Consider the following 20337-nt stretch of genomic DNA (forward strand, 5'->3'; position numbering starts at 1 on the left):
GTGATGGATTGAGTATACTGAATTCATCACAATTTTTAGGTAACCTTAATGTTCCATATCGTTATTTTAGCGAGTATGGTGTTACTTTATTTTGTTGGTTGGTTTCGCTTCGGTACTCGAGAATTACGCAATGCAGCCAAGAGGTTTAGTGAAATAATTCCTGCCCCTCAAGAGCTAGTTATTGAATGGATTATGTATAATAAACAGATATTGGATATCAATGAGTTTCAACGTTTTATCATCCATTTAAATAGAGCAAGCACTGAAGATTTAAAAGCAGAGCTAGATAGTTTTTCACATTATCTTGAAATACACGCGCCAGAGTACGTGATTACAAGAACTCCTTCTTAAACTATCAGCGATATTAAACAAAAAGGCTCAAAGTTAATGACTCTGAGCCTTTTTTAATTTTATCGCTAATCGTAATTAACTTCTTGAGCCTAACTTCACTTTACCTTTCGAATTAAACCACAATGCTTGTGCTTTCTTCTTTCCGATAAGTATTGGTAAGTCATCGTAAAATAAAAAGTTTTTCCATGTTTTCTTAAATGTGCCCCAAGAGGTTTCAATCAGATTGTATTTCTCATAACAAAAATAAACCGTTACATCGTCAGCCCAATCAATAAACTCTAATACTTCATCTGGCAATGCTTCATTATCACTATCCCAGCGATGCTGCCAATCAATCTCATTGCTCCATGAGCTTTGTTTCATTGGCCATTCTTTCGAACCAAAATGATCTGCCGTTGGACTGTTCGCACTAATAAAATCATTCCAAACTTGAGCAGATTTTGCTTGAGTGAATGGCTTAATTAATGACAATAATTCATCATCAACTGGCATTGATTGATGAGTAAAAATCCATTTGCGATTGTATTCATCTAAAGGTAAATAGCTCATAGTTCATTCTGTATTTAAGGCATGTGGCTCTATTCTATCGTCTTTTTTTATTAAGCCCAAATAAGAATATTTAACAATGGGTTGATTTTTATCATTAAGCCCCTCATTACAATAGTATTGAATAGAAAAACCATACTAATTCTATAAACTAGTATGTACTTAAAATTATAATTATTCGGTTACGCATGCCTTCTGCTTCATTATGTGTAATCACCATTACAAGGATTATTTCATGATCACGCATGTTGGCATATTAGATCAAGACCCCGTCCGTCTTGTAACCCCTCTCCTTGATCTCTCCGTAAAAGGCGAGCATATGATTTTTATTGGCGACGAGACACAGAAAGATATGTTTCATCGCTTAGAAACCATACTTCAATATAAGGGAATTACTTCTGATTTTTATGAAATCCCAAATATTGTAGACACTCATTTAATTAAAGAATCTTTGCAAGCATTAGCCGCCGAAATGAAACATCATTTTAGCGACATTAAATTAAATGCAAGCTGTGGCCTTCGACATCGTCTTCTTTCTGCCTATGAAGTGTTCCGCTCTTATCATTGGCCAATTTTTGTTGTCGAACCATTCAGCGATAAATTATGCTGGCTTTACCCTGATGGTCGCAAACAAAAACACGTAGCTGATAATATCCGTTTAAGTGATTACCTTGCTATCTTTGGCGCACGCTGTGAGTTTTCTGAATCTGAACTTCCAGAGAGCATTGATAAACGTCTGCGTGAGCTTTGTCAGCGTTGGGCAAGTAATGCACTAGAATTAGGCCCTGGTCTTGCTACATTGAACTACTTAGCAACGACTTGTCGTAAAGAACAACGCCTTGATGTTGAGGTGACAGAGAAGCAGCAGAGTTATAAAGAACTTAATATGCTACTGACTGATCTTGTTGAAACGGGTTTAGCTACCTATGAAAACGGCACCTTAACGTTTGATTGCGAAGAAGCTCGACGTTTAGCTAACGGTGAATGGTTAGAGATATTAGTTCATAATACTGTGGTCGATATTCAGCAATATTTACCAACACTTCAAGATCACTCTTTGAATGTTCAAGTTCACCGTGAAATTGGTGATAAAGACGTTCGTAACGAGCTAGATGTGGTTAGTATCGTGAACAATAAGCTGCATATTATTGAATGTAAGACCAAAGGCATGCGTGATGATGGCGATGACACTCTCTATAAATTAGAGTCGTTACGTGACCTTCTAGGTGGCTTACAAGCACGAGCTATGTTGGTGAGCTTCCGCCCTCTACGTAATAACGACATTATGCGAGCGCAAGATTTAGGCTTAGCGATTATTGGTCCAGATGAGTTAGGAGATCTTAAAAAGCATCTTCTCAATTGGTTCTTAGCCGCTGGTGGTCATTGATTATTGAGCTAAACTAATTTAACTATAAAAAGACCGATGATTTGGTCTTTTTTATTTTCTACGTGTACTCTCGATACAAAAATGCCGCTGATTCATTTGAACCAACGGCATCTTAGTAGCTTTTTATGTTCTTCTATTATAGAAGATTACGAGCAGCTTCAATCACAACTTTAATTGAACGTGCTTCAGTTTCTTTTAGTGTTGCGTGATCTGGGATCTCTTTTTGTGTACGGTTAATAATTACACCCGCAACACAACCAGCACGTAAACCAGAGCTTGCACACATTGTTAATAATGTTGCTGATTCCATTTCAAAGTTCAGTACGCCCATGTCTTGCCACTCTTGCATAGAACCCTGGAAACGCTTAACAACACGACCAGAGAACGTATCGTAACGTTCTTGACCTGGGTAGAAAGTATCACTTGATGCTGTCACACCTGTGTGAACCGCTGCACCTTGATCAACAACCGCTTTACGCATTGCCGTTGCAACATCAAAGTCAGCAACTGCAGGAAATTCCATTGGAGCAAAGTGAAGACTAGCGCCATCTAAACGAACAGAACCTGTAGTCACAATCATATCACCTACATTTACATGAGGTTGAATTGCGCCTGTTGTACCTACACGTAGGAAAGTACGAACACCCAATTGCGCTAGCTCTTCAACAGCAATTGAAGTCGATGGGCCACCAATACCCGTTGAACATACTACAATTTTCTTGCCATCTAGCTCAGCTAGGTACACTGTATATTCACGGTGGCTTGCTAGAAATTTAGGGTTTTCCATTTGCTCTGCAATTTTTTGAACACGCGCTGGGTCACCAGGAATGATCGCCATTTCTGCACCTTGAAGATCTGCCTGTGTTACGCCTAAATGGAATACTGCTGCTGTCATGGTTAGCTCCTTGCGATTGTAGGGTCGCGTTAATTTAATTAGTTATAATTGATTCGATGAAGTTACTTTACCCAAACACCTCTTGCATTAGTGTGATTAAGATCCCGAAAGGAATGTTGATAATATACACTCTTGCAAGGAAAACCGATTGGCATCACATAAAAATGAAAGGCGCTCAATCTATGAGCGCTTTTATTAGAGGTATCTCTCTTTATTTTTCAGCAAGAAGATTTACTTTTCTTTAAAGCGTAATAAACGAAGTGCATTTAAGGTAACTAAGGCTGTTGCACCACTGTCAGCTAGTACAGCAACCCATAAACCAGTAATACCAAATAAACTAGTCACTAAGAATACGGCTTTCAAACCAAGCGCTAGAGTAATGTTCTGATGAATGTTACTCAGTGTTGCTTTTGATAGTGCAACCATTGGCCCTAGTTCTTCTAATCGGTTATGAGTTAATGCTGCATCTGCGGTTTCAAGGGCAACATCTGTTCCTCCACCCATTGCAATACCAATAGAAGCAGTCTTCATTGCTGGTGCATCATTAATACCATCACCGACCATTGCTGTTTTTGCCTGTGCAGTTAACAACTCAACGTATTTCACTTTGTCTGATGGCAATAAACCCGCTTTATAGTCAATATTCAACTCTTCAGCAATCGCTTTTGCTGCACGTTCGTTATCACCAGTAAGCATGATTGGTTTTATACCTAATTTAACTAACTTTTCTACAGCCATTTTAGCATCAGGACGAAGTTCATCACGCCACGCTAATAATCCAGAGATCTGCTTATTAATCAGCACAAGTACAACCGTTTTACCCTGTTGCTCTAAGAACGATATTTGACTTTCGATTTCAGGAGTAACCTCACCATCAAACTGCTGCGGGGCATACAGTTCAATATATTGATCATTAACAGTTCCTTTAATGCCTTTCCCAACAACGGTCTCACGCTCATCGGCTTCAATAACAGTTAACCCTTGTTCTTGCGCTTTTATTACTACGGCTCTTGCTAATGGATGAGATGAGCCCATTTCAACCGCTGCTGATTGAAATAAAATACTTTCTTCAGTTTCAGCTTCAACTAAAACACGAATATCAGTTAATACTGGCTTACCTTGGGTTAGCGTCCCCGTCTTATCAAATGCGATGTTTTGAATATGACCAAGCTCTTCTAATGCAGCGCCCCCTTTAATTAATGCACCACGTTTTGCCGCTGTAGCTAAACCAGAAGTAATCGCTGCTGGCGTAGAAATCACTAGCGCACAAGGACAAGCAATCAATAGCATTGCTAAACCTCGATAAATCCAGGTATCCCATGATTGACCAAACATCAGTGGTGGAATAATGATGACCAATAATGACATCAACATCATTGCTGGCGTGTACCAACGGCTGAACTTATCCAGGAAACGCTCTAATGGGGCTTTGCGTGATTCTGCTTCTTCTATTAGATGAAGAATACGATCAATTGCATTCTCACCTTGAGCTGATGTTATCTGAATTTCAATGACACGATCATTAACAATAGAACCTGCCATCAATGGATCGTTTGCCTTCTTATCAACAGGTACAGATTCACCTGTTAAAGCACTTTCATCAAAAGAAGCGAATTCAGAAAGTAAAATCGCATCTGCGGCTAAACGATCGCCTGGAGAAACTTGAACTTTATCTCCTACGTTTAATTCTGATGCTGCTACTTCTTCTTTTGTACCATCGTTATTGATTCGCAATGCAGTATCTGGCACTAAATCCATTAATGCTTTCACGCCACTTCTTGCTTTCGCCGATGCGTAGCCTTCTAATTGTTCACCTAACATAAACAATAAGATAACCATTGCTGCTTCAACCGTTTCACCTAAATACACAGCACCAATAGCTGCTACTGTCATTAACGTTTCAATTGAGAATGGGGAACCATTTTTTGCTAAACGAATGGCTTTACGGCCAATAGGAATTAAACCAAACAAGCCAGCAACAGTGAATGCGATAGTTCCTAGCTCTTTATTGACTAAATTAATACCCGTTGCAATAACTAAAAAGGCAACCAAGATTAATAGCAGTAAATTTTTTTTCCAAAATGGCTGAGATTCGATCTCAGATGTACTTTTCGAACCCATATCGGACAAGGGAAATCCCGTAGTCTTAGCAACGCTAATAACCTGAGCAAATACAGCTTCACTATTTGTTCTTACGGTCAGTTTCTCTGTCGCAAAGATTACCTTTGCATCAATAACTTCTGGGATGGCAAGAATGGCCTTTTTCAATTTAGCAGCACAGCTTGGACAATCCATATCAGCAATAAGCCAGCTGCGAGATAACGAACCGTTATTCGATGTTTTAGCGGTGACAACTAGGGGGTCCGACTCTCCAGGATCACTTCCACAACATGAGTCCGTATCTGTTGCTTTATCAACGCTGCTACAGCAATCAACTACCGCGCTTTCTGCTTTTATCGAAGTGAGTTTTGGTGCAGCACAGCATGAGCTTGATGGGTTATGCTTATGATCTTGGCTATGAGTGGTTTTATGAGTAGTACACATGAGGAAATCCTTTCTGTTAGGTAATTTGTTTATCTACACTAACTATAGACCTTAGAGTTAACTCCAAGGTCAAGGATAAGTTTGCTCACATATAAAAAAAGACACCGAAGTGTCTTAATTTTTAATTATATCAAAATATTATAGAGATAATATCTACACTGGATGTTTGAAACAATGTCCAATTGACTCACTCAATGCCTGAAGTACATTTCGACGAGTGATTATCCCAACTAACTTACCTTCCTCTACCACTGGGTAAATTTTAGGTTTATTTGCAGTCATGGTCTGCGCCAAATCAATAATCGTATCTTCAGGTGTAACCGTAAGTACTTCTGTTTTCATTACATCTGCAACAACGTGCGTGTCTTGGCAATGGTAACTTACACCAATTAGCGACTTAATCAAATCCTGCTCTGAAATGAAGCCAATCACTTCACGTTGTTCATTTACAACAGGGCCGCCAATATGCTGCGAAGTAATAAATTGATCCAAAGCCGCTGATAATGACATATCCGCTGTCAAATAAAGAGGTCGTGCGCTCATGTATTGTTTTACTTTTTTATTTTCCATCATAGCCCCCTAACGTGCTATCAATCAGTTTTGATAACTTAAGTGTGGACTATTTTTAGAAAAAAGCTAAATCACTCTTTCCTATCTCTGTGATGGATGAAACCTATTGAGCAAAAACTTACCTAAATCTATGAACCACCCAACAAAACATCAATTAAGATTTTCTTATTTTGTTCAACGGATGACATTACGTTTTCATACCCTGCTGTGTTATTTGTTCTTTCCATTCTATGAATCACCGTCAAACATTGTTTAATGTTTTCAGGATCTTTCATCAAATTTTTACCTTTTAGCGTTAGAGTAAGCAGCATGTAGTTTAAGTCTGATGAATAAGGGTACGTTTGACCAATTTTAATCAACTGTGCTTTATTACCATCTGAAGACGTTTGTCCTCTTAGCCATTGGTAAACTTTGTTTAATTTTTGAAAATGCGTCATACCTTGCTGTAACAACTGAGGCGCATTCTTTTTTAGGTTCGCTTGATCAAATATTTTATATAGACCAACACACAGCTTTACTTCGCCTGACATTGCTAATACACCAAAAGCAGCAACACGAAACTCATCTGATGCTACTTTTCGCTCAGATAAAAAGCGGTGATAACAAGTCGTCGCTATTGCTTTGGCTTTATAACGCTTGCCTTGTTTGTACAATTGACGAGCAATAAAAATATTAATATAACCCTGTAGTTCATCACGCTTATCCATCGCTATACGTTTTTTTAGCGTAATGATAAGTTGCCCAAAATAACGACGATACTGATCTTTATTTAAGGTCATATTTGACTTGTAAACAATGTCTGCAATATCCATGATCATACGATTTAATGTCGTAGGATTAATACCTATATGATAAAAACGTTTCATTACCATATTATGTACTAATGCGGGTTCATTATTTTCAATGATAAATTTTAAATAAGAATAGAAAGCATTGTCATTTTTTGGATTATATTCAAAAGCTTTTGCTAAAGAAGCTTGGACTTTAGATAGCTGTTTTGCTTCAGTATAAATATCAGCAAGCATTAAGTTTGCTTTGAATAAGTACTTTTTCGAACGAAGTAAAAGCTCAAGAACAGGGATTGCTTTTGGTTTTTCTACCACATGACAATACGCCATTAAATTCTGAGGCATTATTTCACTTTTGTCGTGACGCTGATACACTTTTTTAAAAGTTAAAAAATCTTTCGCTTTATACAACTCTTCTAAAGTCATATTGAGTAACATTCGATTTTTATATGTTCCTGGATAAGTCTGTGCGCGCTGAATAAAAGCGGATTGAGATCCTTTGACTTCGCCCACCAACTTTTCTATAAGCAAGGTTAAATTAAAGGATTTTTTAATTAAATCATCTATATAACCAAAATTAATTGGACTATTAACAACAAAATCAGGAAAAAGCTCTCTTGCATTAATATCATCAACTAGTGAGTCATCATTATCAATGTCGATAATAAAAATAGGACGTTTACCAAACTTAGCTTTTTCACGAGCGTGGTTAACTATCTCACAAATTACTTCATGATCAGCATAATGGTATTCAATAAAATAATAGTCATAAACAGGTAATTCTGAAGCTCTCATACTGACATTAAAAGAATCAGCACTCTTAAAGCCTGCTTTCTGAAAAAACTGACGGATCTGAGTACTACGCTCTCTTTTTTCAGTAAAAACCAACACATTCATTTGTGGAATGCGTCTAATTAACTCAGCACTGCTCATTTATCATATAACTCTAACAAAAGTAACACCAACAACATACCAACCCGTAAATATAAAGAAACACTAAATTACATATAAATCAACATATATGCAAAATAACGTGAACTAACTCACGGAAATTCTGCGCTACTTTATCACAAAATAACGCAGAATTAAGCTATTTAAATATTCGTCAATATCGCTTGTAAAGGATGCTGCAATTGCTCTCCTTCAAAGCGCTTTACTTGACTTCGGCATGAGTACCCAGTGATCAGACAGCGCTCTTTATCTAAATTAGCTAAGTTACCTTTCCAACTTAAATCATAAATTGCTTTTGAGCTCTCTAATTTATCCGCTTCATGTCCATAAGTACCAGCCATACCACAACAACCTACCGGGACCGTATTTAATGTTAATCCAAAATGAGTAAATATCTCTCCCCATTCCTTTTCAGCATTTGGCATTTTAGTTTTTTCAGTACAATGGGCAAATAATTGCCAAGGCCTTGTATCAAACACCGTCGCTTTATCAAAAGAAGATAGTTTAGGATACAACCACTCATGCACTGTCAAAACTGTAAAATCACCACGGTTATCCGCCAAAATTTCATTGTATTCATCCCGATAGCAAAGAACTAATGCAGGATCTACGCCAACCATTGATATTTTTAATTCAGAAACTTGATTTAAAAACTCACTTGTTGTTTGAGCTGTGGTTGTAAACTGTTTTAAAAAACCTTTTACATGCTGTGCTTTGCCATTGGGTTTAAATGGCAACAATACGGGCTTTAATCCTAGGCGTTGAATGAGTTCAACAAAATCACTCACGACACCAGCGTCATAATAACTAGTGAACGGATCTTGAACAATCAGTACATGCTTCTTACGTTCCTTTTCAGAAATACCTTTCAGTTTTTCTAGGTTAAATGGAGAAATATCTTTCTTCTGACAGTGTTCAGCTAACGTGGGAACAGACAGTAAAGGCATATCAACATAGCCTACTATTTTTTTCGTTAACGTTTTCGTTGCAGATTGTTTTAATATGCCATTAATCACTTTGGGTACTTTAGCCATGAGCGGCAACATAGTTTCAATATTCGCCACCATGTAATCTTTCATTGGTCGCTGATAACGGCTGTGATAGATATTTAAAAAACGCGAACGAAAACTTGGTACATCCACTTTAATTGGACATTGGCTTGCGCAGGCTTTACAAGCTAAACAGCCCATCATTGCGTCATGCACTTCATGCGAATAATCGTATTCTTTATCTTTATTTATACGATTTCGAATACGATCTATAATTTGCTTAATCGAGGGACGCTTTGTTAGAAGTTCTCGCTCTAATTCAACAGGATCAATTCCTTGTTCTGATAATTGACGCAACCATTCACGAACAAGCCCTGCTCGCCCTTTTGGAGAGTGACGACGATCTGCTGTTACTTTCATTGATGGGCACATTGGTGAGCTTGTTTCATAATTAAAGCACAAACCATTACCATTACATTCCATCGCTTGATTAAAGCTATCTCTTACTTCAATTGGAATTTGGCGGTCATAATATCCACGCTTTGTATCACTTACTTTAACTAATTCATCATTACTGTCTAACGGCGTACAGATTTTTCCCGGATTCATTTTATTGTGAGGGTCAAAAACACTTTTCACGCGACGTAACTCTAGAAATAGCTCTTCACCAAAAAACTCAGGTCCATACTCTGAACGGAAGCCTTTACCGTGCTCCCCCCACATTAAACCACCGTATTTTGACACTAAAGCAACCACTTGATCTGAAATGGTATGCATTAATGCTTCTTGTTTTGGATCGCACATATCTAACGCAGGACGAACATGCAGTACCCCAGCATCAACGTGGCCAAACATACCGTAGTTGAGCTGATGTGAATCTAATAACTCTCTAAACTCTTGAATAAAATCAGCCAAGTTCTCTGGTGGCACACAGGTATCTTCAGCAAAAGCAACAGGCTTTGCTGCCCCTTTCGTTGCACCTAATAATCCCACGGCTTTTTTTCGCATCGTATAAATACGACCAATGCTAGCTACATCTTGCGTTATTTGATAACCAATAATACCGGCAGCTTCTGATTCAATAAGTTGTTCTAACTTTTCAATAAGCTCCGAAACTTGTCGTTCAACCACTTCTGGCTCTGTTCCTGCAAACTCCACCATATTTAAGCCAAGCATTTCTTTGTTTGGAACATCAGCAATTAAATCACTAACGCTATGCCAAACAATGTCTTGCTTTGCAAAATTCAGTACTCTTGAATCGATGGTTTCTACAGAAAGCGCATTAGCTTCAACCATAAATGGGGCATTTCGTAATGCTGCATCAAACGTATCATATTTTACATTGATTAAGGTTCTGGCTTTTGGAATAGGCGTGATATTGACTTTCGCTTCGGTTAAAAAGGCTAATGACCCTTCTGCCCCACATAACACTCGCGTTATATCGAATTGATCGGTTTCTGTATTTAATGCGTTTTTTAAATCGTATCCCGTTAAAAAACGATTCAATGGAGGGAACTTATCTTCTATTTTTTGACGATTTTGGCGACAAACTCCAGCAGTAACATCTAAAACAGACTGTATAGGTTCTGGCTGTTCATCATAAGTGAGCTCTGTATTTAAATACGATCCATTAACAAGAACGGCTGTAATTCCTAATACGTGATCGGAGGTTTTTCCATATTTAAGTGAACCTTGCCCCGATGCATCGGTATTAATCATCCCACCAATGGTTGCACGGTTACTGGTTGATAAATCAGGTGAAAAGAAAAAACCATGAGGTCGAAGTACATCATTTAATTGATCTTTAATTAAACCGGTTTGAACTTTCGCCCAGCCTTGTTCAATATTGATCTCAAGAACGTTATTCATATGGCGTGATAAATCGACCACAATGCCTTTTGTTAATGACTGTCCATTTGTGCCTGTTCCACCGCCACGAGGAGAAAATGTGATGCTTTTATACTGTTCTTGGTTTGCTAATTTGGTTAGGTACTCAACGTCTTTAGTGGTTCTTGGCAACAATACCGCCTGTGGCAATTGTTGATAAACACTGTTGTCGGTTGATACGGCTAAACGACTCGAATAGGTTGTTTCGATATCACCACTAAAATCGGTTTTCTTTAATGCTTCTAAATAACCAACTACTTTGGGGTCAATAGTAGATTGGAATGGTAATACTGGTAACATTGCTCCATGCTCCTTTAATCGCTGATCCTCAGCGTCATTATGTTATTCTATACACACTTTACAACATCTCGAATGGATAAAACATCTAACCTATGCTATATCGGCTAAATATTTGTCTTTTTGCCTATCAGTCTTGTTTCTCATTTAAAAATAAGTAGGCAGATACACCGCGCAAACCAGTAACACTACTCCGTTCTGGTTTGATTCTGTGGCATATTTATTGCTTGTGTAATTCATATCGCCGTAACACTTTTATAGAGAACGTTATGAAACCTGCAATAAGAAAAAGCAAAACAATCACTACTGATGATATTTTATTAACACTTTGTCGCTCAATGTCAGGCGTACTGAGTAAAGCAACTCAAAGTTCAGTGAACTATTCAGCAATGGTTCAAAAAATCACTAAAACGAGTTTAAAGCCAGACTTTGGGTGTTTTGTTCTCTTTGATGGGGGCTTCTCTGGGTTAGTAATAACAAACTTTACTAAAGATGCCGCACTAGAATTGTATACAAAGTATATGCGTAATATGGGCATGCCAGATGAAGAACTTGCTATTTTGCACACTTCAGATGAAGTTGGAGATGTTCTTGGTGAATTAATGAACCAAATCGTTGGTGACTTTACAGGCCAGATCCGCAAAACATTGCAAACGACGATCTCACAAAACCAACCAAAGATGCTTTCACTAAACAAGCAAGTGATCTTATCAGTTGATACTAATTTAGATCGCCCTCAAGCCCGTCGCGTTACTTTTACTACAGAAAATAATCATATCTTCTATCTTGAGCTAGCAATGGATAAAACTGAATTTATTCAACTTGAAGAGTTTGAAGAAGAAGAAGAATTTAATGCTGATGATCTTTTTGAGCAGCATAAATCAGGAAGTAATCAAAAATCAGAGAGTAAAAAGGATAGTTCTCAAGATTTTGATGATTCATTATTTGATGAATTAGGTATTTGATTTAATAATAAATCAATATTCTAGCTAATGACCGAATAATTACCTATTACTCGGCCATTAGCACTCTTAAGTGTTTAATTATTTAACACAAGTAACATACACAAGGTCATCAGCATTAGCCGCTACAGAATATGACCTAGTATCCCTCATATAAAGAAAATAATTATTACTCGATGGTCCCGGCCGAGATGAAGTCCAATATGGTAAACTGACAGACCAGCCATAATAGAAATAAAAACCATATTTTTTATTAATACTAGAATAATCAATTGAAACGGTCCCTAATAGCGCTTGCAACTCTTCAAGGGTTGGTAAACGGTAACCATCATTAAATGCATTGCAGTAATTAACAGCATCATCATACCCATATAGACTTGTAATAGATAAATAAGAACCTTTAGAACCGAATTCATAAAAATAATCACCATGAAATGCATCATACTGAGGACACATGAATGTCTTATTTATTCCATTGTGATTAATAGTAATAAATTCCGTCGCACAATATGTCTTAACAAATAAAGTTGTTGGATCAAAAATGTCAAAAGTTAAAGGCTGACTAACAATACCATCAAAATTCTCTACGGTAATATCAGTTACACCTGGAGATACTCCATGCATTAAGCCAGTATCTGATATACTGACATTATTGTTGCTTACCGACCACGTAATGTCATTTTCAATAACTTTTTTTTCTTTATTATTATAATATGCTATAGCAAATAATTGTCTATAGTCCAAAATAGACATAGATTTTAATGTTGTTAAATCATAATGCGATACCTCAAGTTTGACTATAGTTGGAAGTTCTATTTGAATAGAGGCTATGTCGCTATCAACCTCTCTCATAGCGGCCTTTAACTCTACAGTTTCCCCTGCTTGATTTCCTTGAACAATCCCTGACATTAATAAGCTTGAAGAAATAGTATTAGACCCTGAGTATTCCCAACTAACAGTTGAAGATATATCTTCTGTACTACCATCGATATAAGAAGCTATTGCTTTAAATTTTACAGGGTAATCTATTGGTATAGTATAGGTTCCGTTCTTATAAAACTGGCTTTCCTCAGCGGAAATAGAAATACTAATTAAATCGTTACTCCTGCCCGATACAATACCTTTATCATTCTTTAGAATACCATCATCATTATACTTACAACCTAGCAAAGCCTGAAACAAAAATACAATAACAATCGCATTTAACATCTTATTTATTTTGTTCATATATTATTTCAACTCTTCTATTTAAAGCTCGGCCTTCTTCAACACTGTTATCAGCAGAAGGATGTTTATCTCCCCAAGGTACTATTTTTATTTTATTTATATCAATACCTTTATTACTTAAATAGTTTACGACATAATGAGCCCGTTTATAGGATAATTTATAATTATATAAATCTGTTCCTGTACTACTAGAATGCCCATTTATGATAATATTCTTTATAATGCCCTTGTTATTAATAATATCATCAAAATATGAAACATCTTCATCGGGTATTTCAAAAGATCCAATCCCATACTTATCAATAACTATTTTTATTTTTAAAACATACCGTTCACTTTCAACATTTAACTCATCATTATAACCTTTATTAATATCTTCAAGTTCATTAACATGCACGGCTACTTTATTACTCTCAACATCATTAAAATTAAATGAAAAACCTAACGAGAAAAAATGCAGATCACTATTGTTAATTGAATGTGAATATTTATATTCACCTTGTAACCTTACTTTTGAAGTCAAATCATAATTATATCCAAATGCTATTAATGGTGAATATTCACTATGATTTTTATTTTTAAGTGTTGAACTAGAATCTATTTCAAAACGACCAATCCCATACTTTAGATAAAACCCAGAATCATCAAAACTTAAAATATAGTCATCTCTTAATGAAAGTTCATAACTACTTAAAACAACTCCTATATCATAACCGGTATATGAGGCACTATAATTTCCGTAATTATTAAATGAACCATCGACATAATAATAAGAGTTCAGTTTGTAACTAGAAAAAACACTAAAACCAACATCATCATTATCACACTTTAAATAATTATTACTGCAGCTTTTATTTAATAAAGAATAACCTAAACTAGCACCAAAATATAAATTATTAATATTCATTGAATGTGCATTACTAATTGAAAGTAAATACACTGCAAATATAACATAATAAATGCATTTAAAACTTAGGGATAACATCTGATACCTCTATATTCAATGCATTACATATCGAAACTAATGTCGATAACCTTAAATCTAAACTTCCTGATTCAATTTTATTAATGTGACTACACGAAGTTCCGACTAAATCGGCTAAATCTGCTTGTGTATATTTTCGCTCATGTCGGATATTTCTTATGCACCGACCTAACTCTTTCCTACTTAACTTCTTACTTAAAAGAGAACTATTATTCATTAAAGCACCAACTATTTAAAAATTATTATTAAAACTTCATATTTATTATCCAAACGACACTAGCAACGTTATAAATTAATTACTACGAAATTACCTATAAAGGTAATAAAGTTTGAGCTTAACCTCATACTTTTGATTGTAATGTAAAATTAAGTAAAACTTGCAATTTAAACCGGTTATTTATCATGTTATAAAAATAATACTCGTATAGCACTAAATGCCTATGAGTATATTTTTAGTATAACTATTAAGGAGCGTCAGAAATGGATAAATTATATTCTATAAAAAGAAAAGTTACATTAATTTCGTGTGGGTTATTAGCATCAATACCAACGTTAAGCTTTGCATCAAACATAGAAATTCACTCATTCGATGGGAGCATGATTACAGCACCAACACTAGTCCCAATCTTTTCTAAATATAATGGAAAACCCACTTTCATCTATAATGAGGAGGGAGAGATAAATAATTACATTTGGCTAGATGAAGGTGAGAATATTCTTGCTAATGGTTTATTATACATACCAAGCAAAACTGATATTAATAAAGATATTCGTTTATGCCTAGTTAATAACGAGTCAATGGAATGTTCAAACAGTTTAAATATACACAAAAATAAAACACCAATAACTCGCCCTGCAGCTCGCTCAACTCGTTCAAGTGTAACACCATTATCTATAGTGGATTATTGGTCTCTTAATGATAAAATTGTCTCCGATGAAGTTATATTTGATGAAGATACTTCATTAACATTAAATACAGAGACTAAGTATATTGGTTCAGCTCAAGCTGATGCATCAGTTATACCATTCATTAAGAATATGTATATTTTCCTTAAAAACGAAACTGGCGTAGCTCTTACTAGTCCAATAGAGTTATCATCTTACACTGGTCCATCAAATAAATTAGAAGATGCGACTTATACTGAAGTAATTACTGGTTTAAATCTTACTAATATTAATTATATAAGTTACTGTTCTTTTGCCCTATCGACAAAGGGTCAAACACCAACGATGAACTCTACAAACTGTGACTCTCGAGTAGTAAAAGATAAAGATACAAACTCCGGTAAGTTCATCCTTCCTCCAACAGAAGCACAATTTAAAGCTTTATTCCCATCAGATGATAGCTATGCTTTAGAAACTGTTGGTACAACTAAATTTGCTTTAGCCCCTAGAGTATCACCAGCCAGTGGTGATAACTTGCTCGAAAAATATTGTGCTGCAGTTTCACCTAAGGCAAAACATCTTACCAATGCCGAACTATTAGCATTTGGTAAAGATGATGCCACATTTACAAAAGACTGGCCTGGCACAACTAACTATTGGACGAACGAAGATCGCAGTGATGGTTTATTTGATATTCCTTATGGCTGGGGAACGACTATAGCTATTTCAGGGAGTGAAGATGAATACATCACCTCTAATGCATTTTACCAAGGATTTTATATTTGTAAAATAGAAGCCGCATCACCTGTACAACCATAACTTTATCATTTAAATATGTTAGCGGGGCACTATGTGTCCTGCTAAATTAAAAAAGAGATTCATATGCCAGCTTTAAAAATATTCACAACAATAATATTAATAACCTTTTTTTCATTTAAATCCTTTGCAGATACTTCTCAAAAGACACTTAACGTAAAAATCGTAAGTGACAGTATTAACTCAAATGAAAGTAGAATACTATTTGGTTACATTAACGATAATCTAGCAACTAATTTCAATGAAAATGGAGAATACCTAGATATTTATTGGATCTCAGAAAATAATGAAGTCTTATCAAAAAAAGCCTATTTATTTGAAGACAACCATAATACAGATAAAGTAAAGTTTTGTGCTAAAAGTTTAAATGATATTTATTGTTCAAACTTTGAATACATAACAAGAAGTCATATTACCAATACATCTACAGAAAACAAATCAGAATTGATTGTTAACTTTAATAATCCAGAAGATATTGTTACCGGTGACAAACCAATATCATTTGCATTATTTAATATAGAAGAAGGATTCAGTTCTTTTATATACCAAGAACATTTAGACCAAGATGGTAGAGTTCTTAGCAATTCAATATCTTACGATACCATATCATCCGTTTTAATTGGTGTCCCTTTATCTAAAAATACAACAGAAATAAAAGCTTGTGCTATAGGTGGCTTCATTCATTCAGAACCGACCTACATAAGTGAGTGCTCTGACACTTACATTATCGATGATATAAACGATTCAAATAAAGATCTGCTGTGTTTATTTGAACATGTTAACATGAAAGGAGAAAAGCTATGCTTTAAAGAGAAAGATTTAAATAAAGTAATTAACCTCCCACTTGAATTTGACAATATAGTTTCATCACTACTTATTAGTAATGGCTATCGAGTTACTTTATCATCTGATTTTACACCATTTACACATAAAACATGGGCTAAAACGTATAACAGGAATACTAACTATGTTGGAAAGCATCATAATGACAGGTATTCATCAATTCTCTTAGAAAAAGATGATACTGCAGTTTGCTTTTGGGAACACGCTTACTTTTTAGGAAGAAACTTCTGTGTACCAAAAAATGTTGTTGAAGCAGGAATTACACTGCCATCATATTTCCAATATATAACATCATCTATGACTATCTCACCTAATTATAAGATCTTATCTTATAAAGGTGATTCAGGGAAACATTACCTAAGAAAGTATTACTATACATATTTATTTGATAAACATAAAAATGATAAAATCAAAAGCTATAAAGTAATGTACAGATAAATAAATACACCCACCTTCTTTAGTCTTTAAAGAAGGTGGGGAACACTTCTTACTATCCTTTAATTACCCCATCATTACCCACCTCAAACCTCAATTGGTATACTCGTAATCATTATCTTCCAAATCCACGTAGAGACAGGTAAAATAACCGCCCCGAAAAAAGAAAGGTAAGATCATGTCGTCTACAAAGCAAAAGGCTCTAAAAAAGATCGCTAAATGTCTTGAACTTGGTAATTCAGCTAATGTGAATGAAGCAGCTCAAGCCATTAAGATGGCGCATCGCCTTATGCTTAAGTATGGCCTTGAAAAAGATGACATTGAATTTATTAAGATGGGGAAAACACAAAGTACTCATCTACTTCCGAGTAACGTTGGCAGCAATATTTTAAAAATCATTCGTGGTATCAATACCCGATTTGGTGTTGAAGCGGTATTGCTAAACCATAAAGGGCTAAAAAAAGTCGAATTTATTGGTTCTGCTGATCGTGCTATTTTCGCGGCTTTTGCCTTCGATATTGTTTACCGTGAAATGAATGAGCAAACCGGCCAGTTTAAAAATAGTTTTGCAGGCTCTGGCAAAGGACAACTCGAAGTCACTAAACGAGTGAATTCATTTTTAGCTGGTTGGATTGAAGGCGCTCTTGAAAAATTACCCGTAATTGCACCCGATGACGAATCAGCAAACAAGATCAATGATTACATCGATAAAGAATTTAAAAATATTGACCGTGAAACGTTTAAGCAACAACTAAAAGAAGCGATGGCGAATATTACTGCTGATTATGAGAAAGGCCTTAAAAAAGGAAGAACAATTTCAGTTAACCGCCCTGTTGCTGGAACCCAGGCTCCAAAGCTTTTAAGATAATACTTTAGTCACATATTGAGTATAAAATCAAAGCACTTTGATTTAAATCAAACAACTGCCCTTGATTGCACGATACTTTAACTTTGTTAAATAAATGTATCAGGGAGCGATATTATGACTTTATTAAGAAACCCTAAATGCTATACCGATGTATGTATTGATGGAAAGTGGTACCACTATGACCACTGCGGAACTAGGGTTTATATGTTAAAAGGCGGAGCCTCTGCTGAATTTGATCTAAACTCTGAACCTCTGACCGAGGGAGAGCTTATTAATCAAATCAAACAAATATCACCTTTTTAATGAATAAACTATTACTCTATTTCAATTGTGACTAGATCATGGGAAATTCGAAGTACTTGCAATAAATAGCTGATATTTTGGTTATTTATTGCTGTTTGAGTAATAGACATTAGCATACTACCACTACTGATATTTAACGTACTTGACTCTAATTCAGTCGCTGGTGCCACTTCGACTTTCACTCTATTCTTTTGACTTTCGCACAAATAATGCACTTTTAAATACTCAGTAAGATTCGCATCTTCGTCTATCATTGCTATGTTTGAAAACTGTTTTTCAGGTGCATACTGATATTGAACTGCGGCCTTTCTTCCTTCAATGGTCCACAATTTAGTCTGCATTATTACGTATGAAAATGGCGGCAACTGTAACGTTTCTGCAATCTCTTTCGGTGCTAATACCCTTTGTGCGCTTATACTGCTTACAGCGTAATGCCATTTTTGTTTTTGGCATACCTTAGCAAAATCAGTGTCGGTTACAGGATTAAAGCTCAATGTATCTGTAGAAACGAACCAACCACGACGCTCTTCTTTATATACTTTACCTGATAGAGCTAAATGATTGAGCGCCTCACGCAGAGTTATACGTGTGGTTGAGAAAGATTCTGCAAGCACTCTCTCTGATGGCAACTTATGTCCAGATTTTAGCATTCCACTTTCTATTTGCTCTTCTATGGCGTCTTTTATCATCAAGTATTGCATTTAGCCCTCCTTAAAGCGTTGGCACATAAATGTCACTTGATAAGTAAGCTTGTAACGTTGCATTTCGCAGTAAATGTCCCTTTTTTAATAAGATCGTAACTCGTATATTTTCCACTTCCGCTTGATGTAAGTACTCTGCAATCTCTTGCTCTGTATCGACATAAAGACGCTCTGCATCACGACGACATAATTCCACAAACTCTGAAGGGCAATCATTAAAACAAATCACCCATTCTGCTTGCTGCATTAAACGTAACGATTTTAACGTTAACATTTCTGTCTCTTGATGATATTCGATCCAATTTCGTTCAGCCTTTGTTTCGATATTCGATGATAAGTACTGTGAAAATAACTGCTCTAATTCATTTCGTGTTGTTAACTTTTCGACTTCAGGAGATCGTAAAAATGTTTCCCAAAACTTACGGCGCTCGTCAACCGTCATAAAGTGTTGCTTAATCACATTTCTCTTATCAGCACCAAAATCAGCTAACATGGCAATCTTAGAGGACAGCTGCGTTTCCATTTGCTCACGTATCATTCTTATTAAGACTGGTGACGAACCACCACTAGATATTGCAACTTGAACACGTCCTCGATTTACCATTGATGGCGTAATGAAATCGCAATGCGGTGTATCATCGACAACATTGACTAAAATACGAGCGTCATGTGCATCACGATAAACTTGATGATTCAACTCTGAGTTGTCTGTCGTTGCCCACACTTGAACATATGATTGTTTAGCAAGTAAATCGCTATGATAAAAACCTTTTATATAATGAATCTTATCTTCTTCAACGTAATTCATTAGGTAAGATTTAATTGAAGGGGCCACCACGGTAATATCTGCATCTGCTTGCAATAGCATATCTATCTTTCGACACGCCACTTCCCCACCACCAATGACTAATACTGGTCGCTTTTGAATATCCATAAAAATGGGAAAATATCTCATTACTGCTCTTATCCTTAATTTTTATTCTCTGAGAGCACTATACCTTGCTTTCATAAAAGAAGGTATGTATTCACAAACTTGTTAACTTCAACAACATAAGACCACGAAAGTACTTATAACCACTATCTAGGTTAATTTATCACTTGTTACAG

18 protein-coding genes are annotated in these 20337 nt (G+C 35.8%); 7 read left to right on the forward strand and 11 right to left on the reverse strand.

Going from position 1 to position 20337, the window contains the following annotated elements:
• Positions 1-48: 48 nt before the first annotated feature.
• The gene (locus tag PVK70_RS03225) at positions 49-351 is read left to right on the forward strand and encodes a hypothetical protein (protein WP_130045622.1); all 303 of its coding nucleotides are present in this window, start codon (positions 49-51) and stop codon (positions 349-351) included.
• Between the two features lie 75 nt (positions 352-426).
• Here PVK70_RS03225 and PVK70_RS03230 read toward each other — a convergent pair whose 3' ends face one another.
• Positions 427-900, reverse strand: coding sequence for a DUF2947 domain-containing protein (locus PVK70_RS03230; RefSeq protein ID WP_130045621.1), 474 nt, complete (start codon positions 898-900; stop codon positions 427-429).
• A 232-nt stretch (positions 901-1132) separates the two neighbouring features.
• Between PVK70_RS03230 and PVK70_RS03235 the strand changes: the two genes are divergently transcribed.
• Positions 1133-2284 (forward strand): DUF1887 family protein, encoded by a 1152-nt coding sequence (locus PVK70_RS03235; protein WP_130045620.1) that lies wholly within the window; start codon positions 1133-1135, stop codon positions 2282-2284.
• Between the two features lie 136 nt (positions 2285-2420).
• On the opposite strand, the gene udp is transcribed toward PVK70_RS03235, so the two are convergent.
• The 5 genes from udp to ydiJ form a co-directional block, all read right to left on the reverse strand.
• A complete protein-coding gene (gene udp / locus PVK70_RS03240) occupies positions 2421-3179 on the reverse strand; it encodes a uridine phosphorylase (protein WP_130045612.1) in 759 nt (252 codons plus the stop codon).
• 231 nt (positions 3180-3410) lie between these two features.
• Positions 3411-5723 carry a zinc/cadmium/mercury/lead-transporting ATPase gene (locus PVK70_RS03245; protein ID WP_130047909.1) on the reverse strand — a complete coding sequence of 771 codons (2313 nt, stop codon included), beginning with the start codon at positions 5721-5723 and terminating at the stop codon, positions 3411-3413.
• A gap of 153 nt (positions 5724-5876) precedes the next feature.
• Entirely contained in the window at positions 5877-6293 is a 417-nt protein-coding gene (locus PVK70_RS03250) for a CBS domain-containing protein (RefSeq protein ID WP_130045608.1), read from the reverse strand.
• A 128-nt stretch (positions 6294-6421) separates the two neighbouring features.
• Positions 6422-8014 carry a hypothetical protein gene (locus PVK70_RS03255; RefSeq protein ID WP_130047908.1) on the reverse strand — a complete coding sequence of 531 codons (1593 nt, stop codon included), beginning with the start codon at positions 8012-8014 and terminating at the stop codon, positions 6422-6424.
• Between the two features lie 161 nt (positions 8015-8175).
• The gene (gene ydiJ / locus PVK70_RS03260) at positions 8176-11208 is read right to left on the reverse strand and encodes a D-2-hydroxyglutarate dehydrogenase YdiJ (protein WP_130047907.1); all 3033 of its coding nucleotides are present in this window, start codon (positions 11206-11208) and stop codon (positions 8176-8178) included.
• A gap of 266 nt (positions 11209-11474) precedes the next feature.
• Here ydiJ and PVK70_RS03265 point away from each other — a divergent pair, with 266 nt between their 5' ends.
• Positions 11475-12170: a DUF3334 family protein gene (locus PVK70_RS03265; protein WP_274441266.1), complete on the forward strand. Its 696-nt coding sequence runs from the start codon at positions 11475-11477 to the stop codon at positions 12168-12170.
• Positions 12171-12248: 78 nt separating this feature from the next.
• Here PVK70_RS03265 and PVK70_RS03270 read toward each other — a convergent pair whose 3' ends face one another.
• From PVK70_RS03270 to PVK70_RS19090, 3 genes are read right to left on the reverse strand one after another with little or no spacing between them, the layout of a single operon-like run.
• Positions 12249-13394, reverse strand: a complete 1146-nt coding sequence (locus PVK70_RS03270; RefSeq protein WP_130047905.1) for a hypothetical protein — start codon at positions 13392-13394, stop codon at positions 12249-12251.
• The gene (locus tag PVK70_RS03275) at positions 13378-14379 is read right to left on the reverse strand and encodes an OmpA family protein (RefSeq protein ID WP_130047904.1); all 1002 of its coding nucleotides are present in this window, start codon (positions 14377-14379) and stop codon (positions 13378-13380) included. The genes PVK70_RS03270 and PVK70_RS03275 overlap by 17 nt, the downstream gene beginning before the upstream one ends.
• The gene (locus PVK70_RS19090; RefSeq protein WP_130047903.1) at positions 14360-14596 is read right to left on the reverse strand and encodes a helix-turn-helix domain-containing protein; all 237 of its coding nucleotides are present in this window, start codon (positions 14594-14596) and stop codon (positions 14360-14362) included. Before PVK70_RS19090 ends, PVK70_RS03275 begins: the two co-directional genes overlap by 20 nt.
• Before the next feature lie 263 nt (positions 14597-14859).
• Here PVK70_RS19090 and PVK70_RS03280 point away from each other — a divergent pair, with 263 nt between their 5' ends.
• The 4 genes from PVK70_RS03280 (at position 14860) to PVK70_RS03295 (ending at position 18529) form a co-directional block, all read left to right on the forward strand.
• Positions 14860-16083: a hypothetical protein gene (locus PVK70_RS03280; protein WP_130047902.1), complete on the forward strand. Its 1224-nt coding sequence runs from the start codon at positions 14860-14862 to the stop codon at positions 16081-16083.
• A gap of 63 nt (positions 16084-16146) precedes the next feature.
• Positions 16147-17361, forward strand: coding sequence for a hypothetical protein (locus tag PVK70_RS03285; RefSeq protein WP_130047901.1), 1215 nt, complete (start codon positions 16147-16149; stop codon positions 17359-17361).
• A gap of 175 nt (positions 17362-17536) precedes the next feature.
• Positions 17537-18226 (forward strand): DUF2786 domain-containing protein, encoded by a 690-nt coding sequence (locus tag PVK70_RS03290; RefSeq protein ID WP_130045604.1) that lies wholly within the window; start codon positions 17537-17539, stop codon positions 18224-18226.
• 114 nt (positions 18227-18340) lie between these two features.
• A complete protein-coding gene (locus tag PVK70_RS03295; RefSeq protein WP_130045603.1) occupies positions 18341-18529 on the forward strand; it encodes a hypothetical protein in 189 nt (62 codons plus the stop codon).
• A gap of 11 nt (positions 18530-18540) precedes the next feature.
• On the opposite strand, the gene PVK70_RS03300 is transcribed toward PVK70_RS03295, so the two are convergent.
• On the reverse strand, positions 18541-19230 hold the full coding sequence (locus tag PVK70_RS03300) for a GntR family transcriptional regulator (protein ID WP_130047900.1): 690 nt from the start codon (positions 19228-19230) through the stop codon (positions 18541-18543).
• Between the two features lie 10 nt (positions 19231-19240).
• Entirely contained in the window at positions 19241-20185 is a 945-nt protein-coding gene (locus PVK70_RS03305) for a precorrin-2 dehydrogenase/sirohydrochlorin ferrochelatase family protein (RefSeq protein WP_130047899.1), read from the reverse strand.
• Positions 20186-20337 lie beyond the last annotated feature (152 nt).

Source organism: Aliivibrio sp. A6, from assembly GCF_028765505.1.
Lineage (GTDB): Bacteria > Pseudomonadota > Gammaproteobacteria > Enterobacterales > Vibrionaceae > Aliivibrio > Aliivibrio finisterrensis_A.

What these genes read in the sequence shown, in the direction of transcription:
- PVK70_RS03225 (WP_130045622.1), top strand. Translation starts at nt 49, where the DNA reads ATGTTCCATATCGTTATTTTAGCGAGTATGGTGTTACTTTATTTTGTT.
- PVK70_RS03230 (WP_130045621.1), bottom strand. Translation starts at nt 900, where the DNA reads ATGAGCTATTTACCTTTAGATGAATACAATCGCAAATGGATTTTTACT.
- PVK70_RS03235 (WP_130045620.1), top strand. Translation starts at nt 1,133, where the DNA reads ATGATCACGCATGTTGGCATATTAGATCAAGACCCCGTCCGTCTTGTA.
- udp (WP_130045612.1), bottom strand. Translation starts at nt 3,179, where the DNA reads ATGACAGCAGCAGTATTCCATTTAGGCGTAACACAGGCAGATCTTCAA.
- PVK70_RS03245 (WP_130047909.1), bottom strand. Translation starts at nt 5,723, where the DNA reads ATGTGTACTACTCATAAAACCACTCATAGCCAAGATCATAAGCATAAC.
- PVK70_RS03250 (WP_130045608.1), bottom strand. Translation starts at nt 6,293, where the DNA reads ATGGAAAATAAAAAAGTAAAACAATACATGAGCGCACGACCTCTTTAT.
- PVK70_RS03255 (WP_130047908.1), bottom strand. Translation starts at nt 8,014, where the DNA reads ATGAGCAGTGCTGAGTTAATTAGACGCATTCCACAAATGAATGTGTTG.
- ydiJ (WP_130047907.1), bottom strand. Translation starts at nt 11,208, where the DNA reads ATGTTACCAGTATTACCATTCCAATCTACTATTGACCCCAAAGTAGTT.
- PVK70_RS03265 (WP_274441266.1), top strand. Translation starts at nt 11,475, where the DNA reads ATGAAACCTGCAATAAGAAAAAGCAAAACAATCACTACTGATGATATT.
- PVK70_RS03270 (WP_130047905.1), bottom strand. Translation starts at nt 13,394, where the DNA reads ATGAACAAAATAAATAAGATGTTAAATGCGATTGTTATTGTATTTTTG.
- PVK70_RS03275 (WP_130047904.1), bottom strand. Translation starts at nt 14,379, where the DNA reads ATGTTATCCCTAAGTTTTAAATGCATTTATTATGTTATATTTGCAGTG.
- PVK70_RS19090 (WP_130047903.1), bottom strand. Translation starts at nt 14,596, where the DNA reads ATGAATAATAGTTCTCTTTTAAGTAAGAAGTTAAGTAGGAAAGAGTTA.
- PVK70_RS03280 (WP_130047902.1), top strand. Translation starts at nt 14,860, where the DNA reads ATGGATAAATTATATTCTATAAAAAGAAAAGTTACATTAATTTCGTGT.
- PVK70_RS03285 (WP_130047901.1), top strand. Translation starts at nt 16,147, where the DNA reads ATGCCAGCTTTAAAAATATTCACAACAATAATATTAATAACCTTTTTT.
- PVK70_RS03290 (WP_130045604.1), top strand. Translation starts at nt 17,537, where the DNA reads ATGTCGTCTACAAAGCAAAAGGCTCTAAAAAAGATCGCTAAATGTCTT.
- PVK70_RS03295 (WP_130045603.1), top strand. Translation starts at nt 18,341, where the DNA reads ATGACTTTATTAAGAAACCCTAAATGCTATACCGATGTATGTATTGAT.
- PVK70_RS03300 (WP_130047900.1), bottom strand. Translation starts at nt 19,230, where the DNA reads ATGCAATACTTGATGATAAAAGACGCCATAGAAGAGCAAATAGAAAGT.
- PVK70_RS03305 (WP_130047899.1), bottom strand. Translation starts at nt 20,185, where the DNA reads ATGAGATATTTTCCCATTTTTATGGATATTCAAAAGCGACCAGTATTA.